15 protein-coding genes are annotated in these 15718 nt (G+C 67.1%); 6 read left to right on the forward strand and 9 right to left on the reverse strand.

Features of this window, described 5'->3' with window-relative positions; genetic code table 11:
• Positions 1-43 precede the first annotated feature (43 nt).
• A complete protein-coding gene (locus C438_RS16370) occupies positions 44-1066 on the forward strand; it encodes a hypothetical protein (protein WP_004970810.1) in 1023 nt (340 codons plus the stop codon).
• Between the two features lie 143 nt (positions 1067-1209).
• Here C438_RS16370 and C438_RS16375 read toward each other — a convergent pair whose 3' ends face one another.
• Positions 1210-3336 carry a histidine kinase N-terminal 7TM domain-containing protein gene (locus C438_RS16375; RefSeq protein WP_004970811.1) on the reverse strand — a complete coding sequence of 709 codons (2127 nt, stop codon included), beginning with the start codon at positions 3334-3336 and terminating at the stop codon, positions 1210-1212.
• Positions 3337-3657: 321 nt separating this feature from the next.
• Here C438_RS16375 and C438_RS16380 point away from each other — a divergent pair, with 321 nt between their 5' ends.
• Positions 3658-4113: a FlaD/FlaE family flagellar protein gene (locus C438_RS16380; RefSeq protein ID WP_004970812.1), complete on the forward strand. Its 456-nt coding sequence runs from the start codon at positions 3658-3660 to the stop codon at positions 4111-4113.
• A gap of 24 nt (positions 4114-4137) precedes the next feature.
• On the opposite strand, the gene C438_RS16385 is transcribed toward C438_RS16380, so the two are convergent.
• Complete coding sequence (locus C438_RS16385) at positions 4138-5280, reverse strand: acyl-CoA dehydrogenase family protein (RefSeq protein ID WP_004970813.1); 1143 nt, start codon at positions 5278-5280, stop codon at positions 4138-4140.
• Positions 5281-5433: 153 nt separating this feature from the next.
• Between C438_RS16385 and C438_RS16390 the strand changes: the two genes are divergently transcribed.
• On the forward strand, positions 5434-5871 hold the full coding sequence (locus C438_RS16390; RefSeq protein WP_004970815.1) for a universal stress protein: 438 nt from the start codon (positions 5434-5436) through the stop codon (positions 5869-5871).
• 39 nt (positions 5872-5910) lie between these two features.
• Positions 5911-6708 (forward strand): RIO1 family regulatory kinase/ATPase domain-containing protein, encoded by a 798-nt coding sequence (locus C438_RS16395; protein WP_004970816.1) that lies wholly within the window; start codon positions 5911-5913, stop codon positions 6706-6708.
• A gap of 69 nt (positions 6709-6777) precedes the next feature.
• Here C438_RS16395 and C438_RS16400 read toward each other — a convergent pair whose 3' ends face one another.
• The 5 genes from C438_RS16400 to C438_RS16420 are packed head-to-tail and all read right to left on the reverse strand — an operon-like array spanning position 6778 to position 11734.
• The gene (locus C438_RS16400) at positions 6778-7515 is read right to left on the reverse strand and encodes an ABC transporter ATP-binding protein (protein WP_004970818.1); all 738 of its coding nucleotides are present in this window, start codon (positions 7513-7515) and stop codon (positions 6778-6780) included.
• On the reverse strand, positions 7512-8318 hold the full coding sequence (locus C438_RS16405) for an ABC transporter ATP-binding protein (RefSeq protein WP_004970819.1): 807 nt from the start codon (positions 8316-8318) through the stop codon (positions 7512-7514). The genes C438_RS16400 and C438_RS16405 overlap by 4 nt, the downstream gene beginning before the upstream one ends.
• Positions 8315-9439: a branched-chain amino acid ABC transporter permease gene (locus C438_RS16410; protein ID WP_004970820.1), complete on the reverse strand. Its 1125-nt coding sequence runs from the start codon at positions 9437-9439 to the stop codon at positions 8315-8317. The genes C438_RS16405 and C438_RS16410 overlap by 4 nt, the downstream gene beginning before the upstream one ends.
• Positions 9436-10377: a branched-chain amino acid ABC transporter permease gene (locus C438_RS16415; protein WP_004970821.1), complete on the reverse strand. Its 942-nt coding sequence runs from the start codon at positions 10375-10377 to the stop codon at positions 9436-9438. Before C438_RS16415 ends, C438_RS16410 begins: the two co-directional genes overlap by 4 nt.
• A gap of 52 nt (positions 10378-10429) precedes the next feature.
• Positions 10430-11734: an ABC transporter substrate-binding protein gene (locus tag C438_RS16420; RefSeq protein ID WP_004970822.1), complete on the reverse strand. Its 1305-nt coding sequence runs from the start codon at positions 11732-11734 to the stop codon at positions 10430-10432.
• Between the two features lie 180 nt (positions 11735-11914).
• Between C438_RS16420 and C438_RS16425 the strand changes: the two genes are divergently transcribed.
• Positions 11915-12754 carry a proline dehydrogenase family protein gene (locus tag C438_RS16425; protein ID WP_004970823.1) on the forward strand — a complete coding sequence of 280 codons (840 nt, stop codon included), beginning with the start codon at positions 11915-11917 and terminating at the stop codon, positions 12752-12754.
• A gap of 30 nt (positions 12755-12784) precedes the next feature.
• On the opposite strand, the gene C438_RS16430 is transcribed toward C438_RS16425, so the two are convergent.
• On the reverse strand, positions 12785-13504 hold the full coding sequence (locus C438_RS16430) for a helix-turn-helix domain-containing protein (RefSeq protein WP_004970824.1): 720 nt from the start codon (positions 13502-13504) through the stop codon (positions 12785-12787).
• 132 nt (positions 13505-13636) lie between these two features.
• Here C438_RS16430 and C438_RS16435 point away from each other — a divergent pair, with 132 nt between their 5' ends.
• Positions 13637-15163: an aldehyde dehydrogenase family protein gene (locus tag C438_RS16435; protein ID WP_004970825.1), complete on the forward strand. Its 1527-nt coding sequence runs from the start codon at positions 13637-13639 to the stop codon at positions 15161-15163.
• Positions 15164-15217: 54 nt separating this feature from the next.
• On the opposite strand, the gene C438_RS16440 is transcribed toward C438_RS16435, so the two are convergent.
• On the reverse strand, positions 15218-15535 hold the full coding sequence (locus C438_RS16440) for a DUF7526 family protein (protein WP_004970826.1): 318 nt from the start codon (positions 15533-15535) through the stop codon (positions 15218-15220).
• Positions 15536-15718: the final 183 nt, after the last annotated feature.

Raw genomic sequence — 15718 nt, forward strand, 5'->3', positions numbered from 1 at the left:
CTGCGCGAACCACCCCGCCGAGTCCGAATCGAGTTGATACCGTATGACGAACGACGCGGCCGCGGCCAACCGCGCCGGCGCGACGCGCGAGTCCGCCGAGCGCGACGTGCCGACGGCCATCGGCGTCAAGTTCGGGAGTTCCCGGACGGCGCTCGTCTTCGACGACTGCGACGCGGAGACGACGGTTTGCCTCCCCTCGTGTCTGGCCGATGACGACGACGGCGAGTTCATGCTCCGGTCGGGCGTGCCCGCGACCGCCCGCGACGCCGAGCGGTTCGAGCGGTTCGTCCGCGAACTCTGCGAGCGACACGACCTCCCCGCGGAGAGCGCCGTCGTGTACGCGATGCCGACCGTCGACGACAGGGTCGGCCTCGCGAACTTCGGGACCGCGGTCGGCGAGTGCGGTCTCGGTGCGGCGCTCACACGCGGGGTCCCCGAATCGCTGTGCGCGTCGATTCCGCCGCTCGGCGACGGTATCGAGGCGGTCGACGAGGTCTTCGTCGCCGTCAACCTCGGTGCGACGAACCTCGAAGCGTGCGCGTACCGACACGGAACGCGGCTACTCCCGTTCGTCTCCGCAGAGGTGTCCGGCGACCGCGTCGACCGGCGCATCGCCGAGGCGGTCGAAGCCGAGACCGACGGGCGAGTGACTATCGACCCCGCAACCGCCCGCGAGTACAAGGAAGTCCATGCCGACTTCGGCGGGTTCGAACCCTTCGCCGACGCGGTCGAACAGGGGAGTGAGGGTACACACGAGTTCACCGTCGAACGGGGTGTGATGGAACCGCTGGACGACTACCTCGACGACGCGGTCGCCGAGCTCGGCGACTTCTTCTCACGGTTGGCGAACGCACACATGAAGACCCATCAGCTCGCTCGCGCCCGCCCGCTCGTCGTCTCCGGCGGAATGGCGTGTATCCCCGGACTGGTCGAAGAACTCGAATCGCGTCTCGCCGCGGAACTCGACCGCCCCGTCGACGTGGTCGCTCCCGACGACCCGACGACCGCCGCGGCCGAGGGCGCACACCGGCTCGCGGTGCGACTCCGGGACCGGAACGCGGCCTGAACGCTCGGTGCTCCAGTCGTCTCGTTTTCTCGGTTTTCGTTTTCCTAGTTCCCGTTTTCCTAGTTCCCGCTTTCCTAGTTCCCGCTTTCCCGATTCCCCGTTCGTACGCGGCGCTCCCGTTTCTCTGTAACTCCGCCCGTCGGTCAGTCCGTCTCTGACTCGCTCGTCACCGTGCCGCCGTCGCTGACGGAGACCGCTCGGTCGGCGCTCCGGAGGCCGACGACTGCGACGGTCCCCCGCGGCTCGTTTTCAGCGAACCGGAGCCGGCCGTTCGAGCGGTCGATTATCCACTGGACCAACCAGAGGCCGAGCCCGCTTATGTGCTGGAGCGGCGTCTCGGTTCCCGATTCGAGGACGGACAGCTCGGCGTCGGGGACGCCCGGTCCGTTGTCGGCGATTCGAATCTCGACGTAGTCGGTCGAGGTCTGACTCCGCTCGACGGTGACCGCGACCTCCGGGATGACGCGGTCGTTGTGTTCGAGTGCGTTGTCGATGAGGTGCTTGAGCGCCGACTCGATGAGGTCGTCCGCGGAGACCCACATCTCCTCGGGGAGGTTCCGATGGACGATGGCCTCGGGGTAGTCGGACTCGATGTCGTCTAACTGCGTCTCGATGCGCTCGACCACCTCGACGGGTTCGAGGCCGGACGACTCGCGGGTGAGCGTCGTGTCGATGTGCCGGGTCTGCTCGCCGAGTTCGACCAGCGACGACGCCTTCCGCTTTATCGTCCGGGCGTGGTCCTTCGACTCGGCGGGGATGCGTTCGTCGAGGAGGAGGTCGGCGTGGCCGAGGATGACGTTCATGTCGTTTCTGAGGTCGTGCCGAAGGACGCGGTTCAACACCCGGAGGCGCTGTTCGTAGCGGTGCCGACTCGTCACGTCCCGGGAGTTCAACACGACGCCGCCGACGGCGGGGTCGTCGAGGAGGTTCACGCCCACCGTCTCGAACCGCCGCCACGTGCCGTTCTTGTGGCGGATTCTGAACTCCGCGAGCACGGGCGAGTCGCCGGTGACGACTTCGTCGAGAGAGTCGGCGACTCGGTCTCTGTCCTTGGGGTGGACGAGGTCGAGCACCGACTCGCCGACGAGCGCCTCGGTCCGATAGCCGAGCACCTCCGTCATCGAGGGGCTCGTGTAGGTCCGCTCGCCGTCCGCGTCGAGGACGGTGATGACGTCCCGCGAGTTCTCGATGAGCGCGCGGAACTCCTCTTCGGTGCGGCGGCGCTCCGTCACGTCGTAGAAGAGGAGCAAGCGCGCCCGGTCGCGCGTCCGGTCGCCGAGAGATTCGGCGCGGACCTCGAAATACCGACAGCTGTCGCCGTCCTCGACGACCGCCTCGGCTCTGTCGCGGCCCTCCAGCACCGTCCGGACCTCGGCCGGGACGCGGACGCTTTCGAGGACGGACTCGCCGATGCAGTCGGCGACCGGTTGCGCCAGCAGTTCCGAGGCGGCACCGTTCGATTCGACGATTCGGTCCTGTTCGTCGAGGACGACGACCGCGTCGCGCATCTCCGAGAGAATCGCGTCGCGGGCGATGGGCGTGATGTCGAACAGCTGGTGTCTGAAGAGCGCCCAGAGCACGACGACCGAGCTGACGCCGATCGAGACGGGGACGGGGTTGATTCGGAACGGAAAGAAGAACTCGCCACCGAGCGCGGCGAGCGGAATCGCGCCGGCGACGAAGAGAAACCCGGCCTGTCGCCGGTGGATGTTCGAACTCTTGAGGTAGGTCCGTGCGATGACACTCACTCCGGTGACGGCGACGCCGAACCCGTACACGGCGTGTGCGGCGAGAACGAGGTCCGGACCGAACGGACCGAGGAAGTCCGCGCCGGAGACGGCGAATCGGTTCGGTTTCGCGGCCCGCCAGAGGTCGAGCGGCGACCCGAGCAGTCCGTGCGAGGCGTTCGTCAACTTGAGGGCGATAGCGACGGCGGGTTCGACGGCCAGAAAGCCCAGCATCTGCGAGGAGAGCAGTTGGTCCTCGCCGGCATAGACGAGCGTGAAGACGAGCCATATCGTGGGGAGCACGGCCGCGCCGACCCACGCCAACTGCGCGTAGAACAGCTCGCTTGTCGGCGTCACCGCGAGGAAGACGAAGCCGTACGCGGTCGCCCAGATGCTCCCGGAGAGCGTCAAGAGCGCAAAGGGGAGACGGACGCGTCGGGAGTAGAGCCGGAACCGACCGAGAACGACGAGCGTCACGGCACCCGCGAGGATGCCCGCGGCGAACAGCGCGTACGCGTGCGGGGACTGCCCGACGCTGGTCATGAGTGGGTCGTGGCTCGCATCTGTGACTCTCTTGGAACTGTTCTTTCCGATGAGTGTCACATCGGATCGATATCAAACGTGTAGCTGGTTCGGAACTTAAGCAGTTCGCTCTGCCTATCAACGCTGATACCGGCGCGTTTCCCGTCGAAGCGGTCCTACACGCCCCAGTCACGTGCTTGCGTTCCATCCTCTACTCGCCCGGTCAGCCGGTTATCAATCGACCAGTTCGGACGACTCCGCCGGCCCGCCTGACCGCGGACCTGTCACGCGTCGGACGTTCGCCCGAACGCTTAATTCGGCTGGACGCACACGCAGGGATAGATGCCGCGCGAGTCACGTCACCCCGCCGACGCCGACGACCCGACTGGGTCGAGGCCCCGCCGCGGGACCGGCGACCGAACGTTCGACTGGGCGGACCCGCCGACGAACCGGACGTGGCGCGACGTGGCCCACGAGCGCCTCCTCGCGACGACCGCGGCGGTCACCTCGGACGGCGAGCCGTTCCTCGACGACGTTCCGCGGACGCCGCGGGCCGAGCGCGTGCTCCTCGACTGGTGTGTCCATCTCGTCGAGCGACTCGGCGGGCGCGGCGCGCTGGAGATGGTGTCGTACTACCGCGACATCGGCTGGATCGGCGACGGGGCCCACGACGCGATTCGCGAGCGCGTCGTCTCGTTTACGGTTCCCGCGGACTTCGAAGACGCGCCGACCGAAGAAGACCACGTCCGCAGTTTCTCGTACGTCGCCCGACTGTCGGCGATGGCCGAGTCGGACTGAGCCTCAGCCCACTCCGAGCGCCCCTCAGAGGCCGAGTTCGCGGCCGATGATGAGGTGTTGAATCTCGCTCGTCCCCTCGCCGATTTCCATGAGTTTCGCGTCGCGGTAGAACCGCTGGGGCGCGAAGTCGGTCGTGTAACCGTAGCCGCCGAGCACCTGCACCGCGTCTTCGGCGACCTCGCGGGCGGCCTCCGAGGCGTCGAGTTTCGCCAGCGCGGACTCCCGACTGACCCGCTCGCCGGCGTCGTACCGCGTCGCGGCCTTGTGGGTGAGCAGTCGCGCCCGTTCGGTCTTGCGGTGCATCGAGACGAGTTTGTCGCGGATGGCGTCGAACTTCGCAATCGGTCGGTCGAACTGCTCGCGCTCTTGGGCGTACGATTTCGCGTGGCCGTACGCGCCCTCGGCGAGGCCGACCGAGAGCGCCGCGATGGAGATGCGGCCGCCGTCGAGCGTCTTCATCGTCTGCGTCCAGCCCTCGCCTTCCTCGCCGAGCAGGCGGTCTTCCGGCACCCAGCAGTCGTCGAAGGAGAGCTCGCAGGTCGGCGAGGAGTTGAGTCCCATCTTGTCCCACTCGGTCGTCACCTCGAAGCCGTCGTCGTTCTCGGGGTCGACGATGAACGTCGAGATACCGTCGTAGCCCGCGCCGGGGTCCGTCACGGCCTTCACGAGAATCGAGCCGGCGACGCTCGCGTTCGTGATGAACTGCTTCGTGCCGTCGATGACGTAGCCGTCGCCGTCCGTTTTCGCGACCGTGTCCATGTCGCTGGCGTCGCTTCCCGAGCCGGGTTCGGTGAGCGCCCAGCCGCCGAGGTGCTCGCCGGTCGCCAGCGGCGTGAGCCAGCGTTCTTTCTGTGCGTCGGTGCCGAACAGCTCGATCGGCTTCGACGCGAGGCTGACGTGGGCGGCGTACGACAGGCCGATACCGCCCGAGACGCGGCCGAGTTCCTCGACGACGAGCGCGTACATCAGTTGGTCGCCGCCGAGGCCGCCGTACGCCTCGTCGATGGGGACGCCCATCACGTCCAACTCGGCCAACTGGTCGAATATCTCCGCGGGGAACCGGTGTTCGTCCTCGATGTCCTGCGCGATGGGCGCGATTTCCTCCTCGCAGAACTCGCGGACGGTGTCGCGGATCATCCGGTGTTCGGCCGGGATGTCGAAGTCCATGCGGCAAACTATCGCCGTGCCGAACATAAACTAATCGAACGACCATGAAGGATGTGCGTCGCGGGGGGCGAAAGCGGCGGCCCGCTCCGGGTCGCTCCCACCGCGTGGGAATGGCCGTCCGGGTCTTTTTGCGCCGCGGCCCGAGACGCTTGTATGTACTCTCACATCCTCTTTCCGACCGACGGAAGCGACTGCGCGGACGCCGCGTTGGACCACGCCATCGAACACGCCCGCACCTACGACGCGACGCTCGTGGCGCTCTACGTCGCGGACGTGCGCGAGGTCGGCTACGCCGCGCCCGCGCTCTCGCTCGAACGGGTCCGCGAGGCGCTCCTCGAAAGCGGCGAACAAGTGTTAGGCCGCGTCGCCGAGCGGGCCCGCGAGGCCGGCGTCGAGGTCGAGACGGTCGTCAGCGAGGGCACGCCCGCGAGCGAGATTATCCGCCACGCCGACGAGCAGGAGGCCGACCTCGTGGTGATGGGGACCCACGGCCGGAGCGGCATCGACCGCTACCTCATCGGGAGCGTCGCCGAGCGGGTCGTTCGCGGCTCCGACGCGCCCGTGTTGACCGTCCGACAGGAATCGTCGTAGGCCCACGAGGTTAAGCCGCCCCTCGTCTTACGGGGGTGCATGGACCTCCGTCGGCTCGTCCGCGGCCGCCTCGGGTGGCCGCGTCTGGAGACGGTCGCCCGCGAACTCGCCCGGCGATACGACCGCGACAGCCTCCACATCCGATTTCTCGAGGCGGACAACTGGCTTTCGACCCCGATGGTCGTCGACGACGAGTGGTTCGTGAAAGTCATCTCCAAACAGAACTCGCTCGTCCACGCCGTGTTCACGACCGGGCGGAACCTCGGCGCGTTCTCCAGCGGGACGGAGGGCTTTTTCGGACACTTCGGAACGCCGCTGGAGATGGCCGAACACGAACTCGACGCGACAAAGCGACTCCGCGACATCGGCCTGCAAGCGCCCGCGCCGGTCGAGGCGTTCGAGGTGGACGGCCTCGGCGTCCTCGTCCTCGAATACCTGCCGAACTTCCACACGCTCGACACCGCCCCGCGAGAGGAGGTCGAACGGCTCGCGCCGGAACTGTTCGCGGCGCTCGCGGCGATGCACGACAACCTCCTCGCCCACGGCGACCTCAGAGCCGAGAACGTCCTCGTCCGCGAGGACGGCATCTACTTCATCGACGCGACGAACGTCAACGACGAGGGGATGCGCGACGCCCGCGCGTACGACCTCGCCTGCGGGCTGGCCGCGCTCGAACCGCTCGTCGGCCCCAAGCGCGCGGTCGCCGCGGCGCTCGACTCCTACGACGCGGACGCGCTGTTGGACGCCGTCGACTTCCTCGACTTCGTCAACATCCGGCCCGACCACGACTTCGACGCCGCGTCGCTCAAAGGCGAGATAGAAAAGCACGCGGCGTAGGCCGGCTCGCCGGCGACCGCCGCGGCCCGCAACGGTGGCGGGTCGGACACCCGCCGTTCGGTTCGATGGCTACTCGCCCTCGACGCCCTCGTAGTCCGCGCCGCCCATGTAGAGCCGCGAGACTTCGGGGTCGTCGAGGAGGCCCGCCGCGTCGCCCTCGTAGGCGACGGTCCCCTGGTCGAGGACGTAGCCGCGGTCGGAGATGCCGAGCCCCTCGCGGGCGTTCTGCTCGACCATCAGGACCGCCGTCCCGAGTTCGTTCACCTTCTTTACGTCCTCGAACACCGACTTGACGATGTTGGGCGCGAGGCCCGCCGACGGCTCGTCGATGAGGAGCACTTCGGGCTCCATCACGAGCGCGCGGGCGAACGCGAGCACCTGCCGCTGGCCGCCCGAGAGCGTCCGCGCCTTCGCCGAGCGCTTCTCGTCGAGAATCGTGAACTGGTCGTACAGCTCGTCGATTCGGGCCTGCAGGCCCTCCGAGCGGGCGACGCCGCCCATCTTGAGGTTCTCGTCGATGGTGAGAGACGAAAAGACGTTGTCCACCTGCGGGACGTAGCCCATCCCGACGCGGACGAGGTCCTCCGGCTCCTCGCCGGTGATGTCTCGCCCACTCAGTTCGACCGAGCCGGTCCACGGTTTGAGGAGGCCGAACACCGTCTTGAGGACGGTCGACTTCCCCGCGCCGTTCGGTCCGATGATGCAGACGATTTCGTCCGATTCGAGGTGGAGCGACAGGTCCCGGAGGACCTGCACCTCGCCGTAGCCGCTGTCGACGCCCGAGACGTCGAGTGCGCGCTCGGTCACGGGCCGGCCCCCCCGAGGTACGCCTCGATGACGCGGTCGTCAGACCGGACTTCGTCCGGCGAGCCCTCCATGAGCACCTTCCCTTGGTCGAGAACGATGATGGGGTCTGCGAGGTCCATGATAAACGGCATGTCGTGTTCGATGATGAGGAAGGTCTGACCCTCCTCGTTGAGTTCGCGGATGAACCGCTTGATGTCGTTTGCGAGCGTCGGGTTGACGCCGGCGACCGGCTCGTCCAGAAGCAGGATGTCGGGGTCCGTCGTGAACGCCCGCGCGAGCTCGACGAGCTTCATCTGCCCGCCGGAGAGGTCGGTCGACGGCTGGTCGATGAGGTGCCCGATTTCGAACCGTTCGAGCAACTCGCGCGTCTGTTCGATGTTCGCCCGCTCCTCTTCGGTCACGTCGGACCCGGAGAAGAAAAGCGAGAAGACGGACTCGCCTTTCTGCGGGCCGGGGCCGACGAGCATCGCCTCGCGGACGGACATCCCCTCCAGCCGCCGGGGCGTCTGGAAGGTCCGAACGAGTCCCTTTCGGGCGCGTTCGTGCGGTTCGAGGTCGGTCACCTCCTCGCCGTTGACGGTGACGTGACCGGCGTCGTTCTCGTAGAAGCCGGAGATGAGGTTGAACAGCGTGGACTTCCCCGCGCCGTTCGGCCCTATCATTCCGGTGATGGTCCCGCGGTCGACCTCGATGGAGACGTCGTCGGTGGCGACGAGGCCGCCGAACGCCTTCTCCAAGCCGGTCGTCTTCAGGACGACATCGTCCTTGTCGAGGCGCGCGCCCTCGTACGCGTCGTCGTTCATCGGTCGTCACCCCCGTTCGGGGCGGTGCCGCCGTCCGGGGCGGCACTCGACGGTGACGCGCCGCCGGAGCGACTCCCGTCGCGCGCCGCCGGCCAGATGAGTTCGTCCTTCGGTGGAAGGAGTCCGTCCTGCCGGAACCGCATGATGAGGATGATGAGCCCGCCGACGAACAGCAGTCGGAGCGGGGCCAAGTCGATGCCGAGCGTCTGGATGAACCCGATGTCGTTGAGGAATCGGGTCCCCTCGCGGATGGCGATGACGACGGCCGCGCCGACGACCGCCCCGCGGTTCGACCCGGTCCCGCCGAGGATGACGGCTATCCAGATGTAGAACGTCGTCAGGGGGACGAGGTCGGAGGGGTCGATGTAGAGGTTCAAGTGGGCGTAGAACGCCCCGGCGACGGCCATGATGACCGAGCCGATGACGAACGCCTGCATCTTGAACCGATAGGTGTCCTTCCCGAGCGCCTTGGCGAGGTCCTCGTCGGACCGGATAGTCCGGAGGACGCGGCCCCACGGCGACCGGTGGACGCGCCGGAGGAACAGGTAGACGACCGCGATGAGGACGACCACGATTGCGGCCGTCGTCGCGGCGTCGGTCAGGGGCAACCACGACATGAGGTTCGGGATGCCGCTGATACCGCTCGACCCGGCGGTCCACCGGCGCTCGTTGAGGATGATGGCGCGGATGACCTCGGCCAGCCCGAGGCTGGCGATGGCGAGGTAGTCCTCGCGCAGGCGGAGCGTCGGGATGCCGATGAGCACCGCGATGAGCGCGCTCACGACGATGGCCGCGAGGAACCCGAACACCGGGTGGAGTCCGAGTCCGAGCGGGGAGTTCGGCGCGGTCAACAGCGCGGCGCAGTACGCGCCGATACCCCAGAACGCGGCCACGGAGAAGTTGATGAGGCCGGCGTAGCCCCACTGGACGTTGAGTCCGAGCGACAGCAGGGCGTACATCCCGACGAGCGCGATTTGGAACAGGAGGAATCGCGGCCCGATGACGCCGGCGAAGACGCCGGCGACGAGCAACACGGTGATGAGTCCGAGCACCGCGAAGATGCGCCGCTCGGTCGCGTCGCGGACGAGCGTCTCGCTCACCCACGAGGAGACCGCGCTCATCCGCTATCACCCGCGATTCCGCTCGGGCGAACGAGCAGGATGGCGACCATGATGACGAACGCGACGGCCGCGGCGTACCGCGAGCCGACCGGGATGACGCCCCACTGGTTGAAAAGCGGGACCAGCTCGTGGACCATCCCGATGACGAGACCGCCGAGCATCGCGCCGTAGACGGAGCCGATGCCGCCGAGGATGACCGCGGCGAAGACGATAAGCAGGATGTCGAAGCCCATCCGCGGGCGGACGAGTTCTTCCAGTCCGAGGAAGACGCCGCCGGCCGCGGCGAGCGCGCCGCCGATGAGCCACATCGCGATGATGACCTCGCTGGTCCGAATCCCGCTGATACGCGCGAGGTCCGCGTTGTCGGCGGTCGCGCGCATCTTCCGGCCGAGAGTCGTCCGCGTCAGCGTCAGGTGGAGCGCCGCCACGAGCACGACGGTGAGCGTCACGACGACGAGGTTGCGCGGCGTGACGGCGATGCCGAGCGACTCGCGGACCCACGGAATCGGTCCCTGTCTGGGGACGCCGTAGCGCTCGGCCTCGGTGCCGAACGACAGGAAGACGAGCGCGCGATAGACGAGTGCGACCCCGATACTGGAGATGAGCAGGCCGATGGAGTCGGACCCCTTCACCGGTTGGTAGATGACGCGGTCGGTGATGACGGAGATGACCGCCGCCGTTCCCATGCCGAACGCGAGGGCGAGGAAGAACCAAAGCGGCAGGCCGAACACGCCCGCGTCGCCCAGCATCGGTCGGAAGAAGCCGACCGAGAACAGCGCGGAGAACGCCCCGACGGTCATGAGGTCGCCGTGGGCGAAGTTCGCGAAGTCCGCGATGCTGTAGACGAGCGACAGCCCGATGGCCGCGAGGACGATGATGCTCGAAAACACCACGCCGTTGGCGACGTACTGGAAGGGGCTGATCTGGAGCGGTATCACGGCTCCGGAACCCTCCCGAGGGTCGTTCGTCGTCCGTTCCGTGCGTGCATGGTTAGCTCGTGATGTAGTCGCCGAACACGTACTCGTGGTCCTCGACGCTGTAAATCTGGTAGTAGCCCGGCGGGTCGCCGTTCTCGTCGAGGTCGACCGGACCGCTGACGCCCTGATAGTTGATGTCGCTCGGTGAACCGCCGTCGCGGAGGACGGCCGCGGCCTCCTCGAAGTTGAAGACCTCCTCGCCCTCGGGGCGGGTCACGTCGCGGACGACGGACGACAGCGCCTCGCCGGTGAACTCGTCGGCCGCCTCGATTGCGAGCGCCGCGACGGTCACGGCGTCGTAGGCGTACGCCGACCAGACCGTCGGCGTCGCGTCGTAGTTCTCCTCGAACGCGGAGACGAAGTTCTGGTAGTTCTCCTGGTCCTGCGGGGCGCTCTCGGTGATGCCCTTCATCCCGTCCATACTGCCCGCGGGCGTGTTCTCGATGATGGAGTCGGCGACGGTGGACTCCGCGCCGTAGTAGTCCACGGACGTGTTGTAGCCCTGGTCGAACCCCTCGTTGACCATGACGGTGTACTCGTTCGCGTACGTGAGGAAAATCCACGCCGAGGCGTCGGTCGAGGCCATCTCGGTGAGGATGCCGCTATACGACGACTGGCCCTGGTCGTGGGGCTCGTTGTAGGCGACCGTGCCGCCGATCTCGGACTCGAACGTCTCGGCGAACACGTCGGACAGCCCCGTCCCGTAGTCGTTGTTAATCCACGTGACCGCGACGGTGTCGTGGCCGTCGTCGCTGACGAGGCTGGCGAGCGCCTGCCCCTTCGCGGCCCCCGAGGGGCTCATGCGGAGCAGTTCCGGCCGCGTCGTGAGTTCGGGACTCGTGCTGTTCTGGCTGATTTGGACGACGCCGGCGTCGTTGGTGACGCTGTCGTGGATGGCGATGGAGACGCCCGAGCCGACAGAGCCGATGAGAAGCGGGACGCCGTCTTGGTTGACGAGTTTCTGTGCGCCGTTGACGCCGCCTTGGTTCGTACTCTCGTCGTCCTCGATGGAGATGTTCAGAGAGGCGCCCTCGGAGCCGATGCCGACCTCGTTGACGGCGGCGAGCGCGAGTTCGCGGCCGCGGGTGTTGCGCTCGCCGTACGGCGCGAGCGACCCGGTGAGCGAGTCGACCATGCCGATGGTGTACGACGATTCGCCGCCGCCGCTTTCCTCGGTGGTCGTGGTGGTCTCTCCGCCGCCACCGCCGCTTTCGGTGGTCGTCGCCTCGGTGGTCTCTTCTTCCTCCCCTTCGAGACAGCCGGCGGTCGCTCCGACGAGCGAGAGTCCAGACAGTTTCAGTAGCGTTCTGCGGTCCATGTCGTGCGGTGACATAACAAACATTCCTCTCCAATTATCCTAAATATACCTGTAACCGTCCATGGTCGGGGCCGCGGACTCCGTCGGACGAAACGAGCGTCAACGGATTATTTCACCAATATTTTTCAGAATGATTTGGTAGGGTCTCTCTTTAGGGTAGGTGTCTCACAATAGCGGGGCATGATACCCCCCATCGCGAACAACTTCGTGGCGGGCGAGACGGCCGACGGGGCGGTCTCGCACGTCGAGTCGCTGAACCGCGACGGCATCGCGGGGATACTGAACCTGCTCGGCGAGCACTACACCGACCGGGCGGCCGCCGACGCCGACGCCGACGCGTACGTCGACCTCGTCCGTCAACTGGGCGCGACGGACCTCGACGGCTGTGTCTCGGTGAAGCCCTCGCAAATCGGTCTCGACGTCGGCGACCGCGCGTTCCGGGAGAACCTCGACCGCATCGTCGACGCCGCGGACGCCGAGGGCGTGTTCGTCTGGGTCGACATGGAGGACCACGAGACGACCGACGTGACCCTCGACGCCGTCGACGACCTCGGCCACCGGACGGGCGGGAACGTCGGCGTCTGCGTGCAGGCGAACCTGAAACGCACGCCCGACGACCTCGAACGCCTCGCCGACGTGCCGGGGAAAGTCCGCCTCGTCAAGGGCGCGTACAACGAGCCGGCGTCTATCGCGCACAAAGAGAAGTCGAAGGTCGACGAGGTGTACAGGGACCTCCTCGAACAGATGTTCACCGAGTTCGACGACGGCGTCGCGGTCGGCAGTCACGACCCGCACATGATTGCGCACGCCCGCCGCCTCCACGAACAGTACGGAACGCCCTACGAGGTGCAGATGCTCATGGGCGTGCGCGAGGACGGCCAGCGCGACCTCGCGGCCGCCGACATCGAGATGTGGCAGTACGTCCCCTACGGCGACAAGTGGTTCTCCTACTTCTACCGGCGCGTCCGCGAGCGGAAGTCGAACGCGCTGTTCGCGCTCCGGGCCGTCGCCGGCATCTGAGCCGGGACCGACCCCTCGATTCGTCCCGCGCTACTGCGGGTCGAGCAGTTTCGATTCCGCCTTGCGGAGGTGTTCGAGGAGCGTCGTCTTCGAGATGTCCATCTCGGCGGCGAGTTCGCGGGTCGATACCTCGCGGGGCCAGCGGTAGTATCCCTCTTCGCGCGCGAGTTCGAACGCCTGCCGCTGGCTTCGGGTGAGCGTGTCGAGCCGCCGACTGCGCTCCGGTTCCGCGCCCTCGGACGTGGAGATGGAGGCGACGCGAATCTCCGCGCCGGTCTCGTCCATGACGGTCTCGATGCTCGGCTGTATCTCCTCGCGCGCGCCCGCGAACCAGACCTCCCACCGCTCGCGGCCGTTTTCTATCTGCGTGGGGGCGCTGTGGACGAAGCCCTGCTTGAGTAGCTCCGGACACATCATGTCGCTCGGGTCGTACTCAAGGAAGAACTCGCGGGCGACCGGGCCGGGCGCGACGTGCTTCCCGCGGGAGTCGAACCGCTCTTGGAGTTCCAACACCTCGCCCGTGAGGTCCGAGTCGGCGATGACGTCGAGGAGCGTCTCGACCTCGTCGAGCGACTCGCCGTAGGCGGTGAACAGTCCGTTCGACCGCTCGACGCCCGCGGTGGGGGCGTCGTAGATGGCGTGTGCGAGGATGCCGCCGTCGTACTCGCTGGTCGATTCGATGGCCCAACAGTTCGGATGCCACAGGTCGAGCGTGAGGCGCGTACCTTCACCTGACGTGCGCTCGCTCATACACCGGGTAACACGTCGTTACGTAAGATGTTGTCTGTGGTCACGCGGCGTCGCGGTGACGCGTCGACTCGGACGTGGCCCTTCCATGGGAGGGTCCGGGGTTATTAATCTTAGTCGTGACTCTAGAGTCATATGGCGGAAGACGAATATCGGCACTATATCGACGGCGAGTGGACGGACGGAACCGGCGACGAGACGTTCGAGAGCACGAACCCCGCGACGGGCGAGTCGCTGGGGACGTTCCGACGCGGCACGCCCGAGGACATCGACGCGGCGGCCGCCGCGGCCGACGAGGCGTACGAGGAGTGGCGCGAACTCTCCCACATCGAGCGCGCAGAGTACCTCTGGGACATCTACCACGAACTGCGCGACCGCACGGAGGAGCTCGCGGAGGTCGTCACCAAGGAGTGCGGCAAGGAGATTTCCGAGGGCCGCGCCGACGTCATCGAGGCGTACCACATGGTCGAGTGGGCCGCGGGCGACGCCCGCCACCCCAAAGGCGACGTGATTCCCTCCGAGATTCCCGCGAAGGACGCCTACATGCGCCGCAAGCCCCGCGGCGTCGTCGGCTGTATCACCCCGTGGAACTTCCCCGTGGCCATCCCCTTCTGGCACATGGCCGTCGCGCTCGTCGAGGGCAACACCGTCGTCTGGAAGCCCGCCGAGCAGACGCCGTGGTGCGGCCAGATTATCGCCGAGATGTTCGAGGACGCCGGCATCCCCGACGGCGTGTTCAACATGGTGCAGGGCTTCGGCGACGCCGGCGCGAGCATCGTCGACGACGAGCGCGTCGACTCCGTGCTGTTTACCGGGTCCGCCGAGGTCGGCCACGAGGTCGCGAGCAAGGTGGCCCAACAGCCCGGCAAGCTCGCCGCGTGCGAGATGGGCGGCAAGAACAACATCGTCATCACCGAGAAGGCGGACCTCGACATCGCGGTCCACTCCGCGACGATGTCGTCGTTCAAGACCACCGGCCAGCGCTGTGTCTCCTCCGAGCGCATCGTCGTCCACGAGGACGTCTACGACGAGTTCAAGGAGCGCTTCGTCGAGAACGCGAAGAACGTCTCGGTCGGCGACCCGCTCCGCGAGGACACGTTCATGGGGCCGCTCATCGAGGAGGGCCACAAGGAGAAGGTCACGAAGTACAACGAACTCGCGGAGAAAGAGGGCGTGAACGTCCTCGTCGACCGCACCGAACTCGACGACGACGAGATTCCCGAGGGCCACGAGGCGGGCCACTGGGTCGGGCCGTTCGTCTACGAGGCGGACCCCCACGACGCCCTCCGCTGTACCCACGAGGAGGTCTTCGGCCCCCACGTCGCCCTGCTGAAGTACTCCGGCGACATCGAGGACGCCGTCGAGATTCAGAACGACACCGACTACGGGCTGGCCGGTGCCGTCATCTCCGAGGACTACCGCCAAATAAACTACTTCCGCGACCACGCCGAGGTCGGCCTCGCCTACGGCAACCTCCCGTGTATCGGCGCGGAGGTCCACCTCCCGTTCGGCGGCGTGAAGAAGTCCGGCAACGGCTACCCCTCGGCCCGCGAAATCATCGAGGCCGTCACCGAGCGCACCGCGTGGACGCTCAACAACTCCAAGGAGATTCGCATGGCGCAGGGCCTTTCGGCGGACATCAAGACCAAACAAGACGAGTAAGGTCGGTCACCCACCGCGGCCCCGCATCTGTCCCCACGTTTTCGTTCCGTCGTTTCACCCGCCGTCCGCAGACTCTTTCTCACCGTGAGCGTCCGCCGTGACGTAGACGCCGGGCATGTCCGTCCCCTCGACGGTCAGCGTAACCTCCTCGTCCTCCTCGGCCGGGCGGTCCGTCACGACGGTCACCGCCTCGATGGGGTCGCGGCGGACGAACGCCCAGACGAGGTCGAGCATCGAGGGATGGCCGCCCTTTCTGATGACGAGCACGTGCCGCGAGTCGGCCAGCGCCCGGAGTTCGGGCGACAGGTCCTCGTCGTCGAGTTCGTCCGGCGGGATGTCGTGTAGTACGTCGCCTCGAATCGTCTCGGTCATGGTGGCTCCACGAGGTCCGGAGGAAAGAAGCGTGCGCTCTCGGGCCGTCGGTCGGCCGCCGTCGGGGCACGACGGGGCTGTCGCTCGGAGCGAAGCGGTCGTCAAAAGGCGGAGGCGAATTCGCCTCCCGCCGAATCTCGTGTCACCAGTTGGCGAAGTGAGACGAGGGGAGTGCGCTCCCAC

It is taken from the genome of Haloferax denitrificans ATCC 35960 (assembly GCF_000337795.1).
GTDB lineage: Archaea > Halobacteriota > Halobacteria > Halobacteriales > Haloferacaceae > Haloferax > Haloferax denitrificans.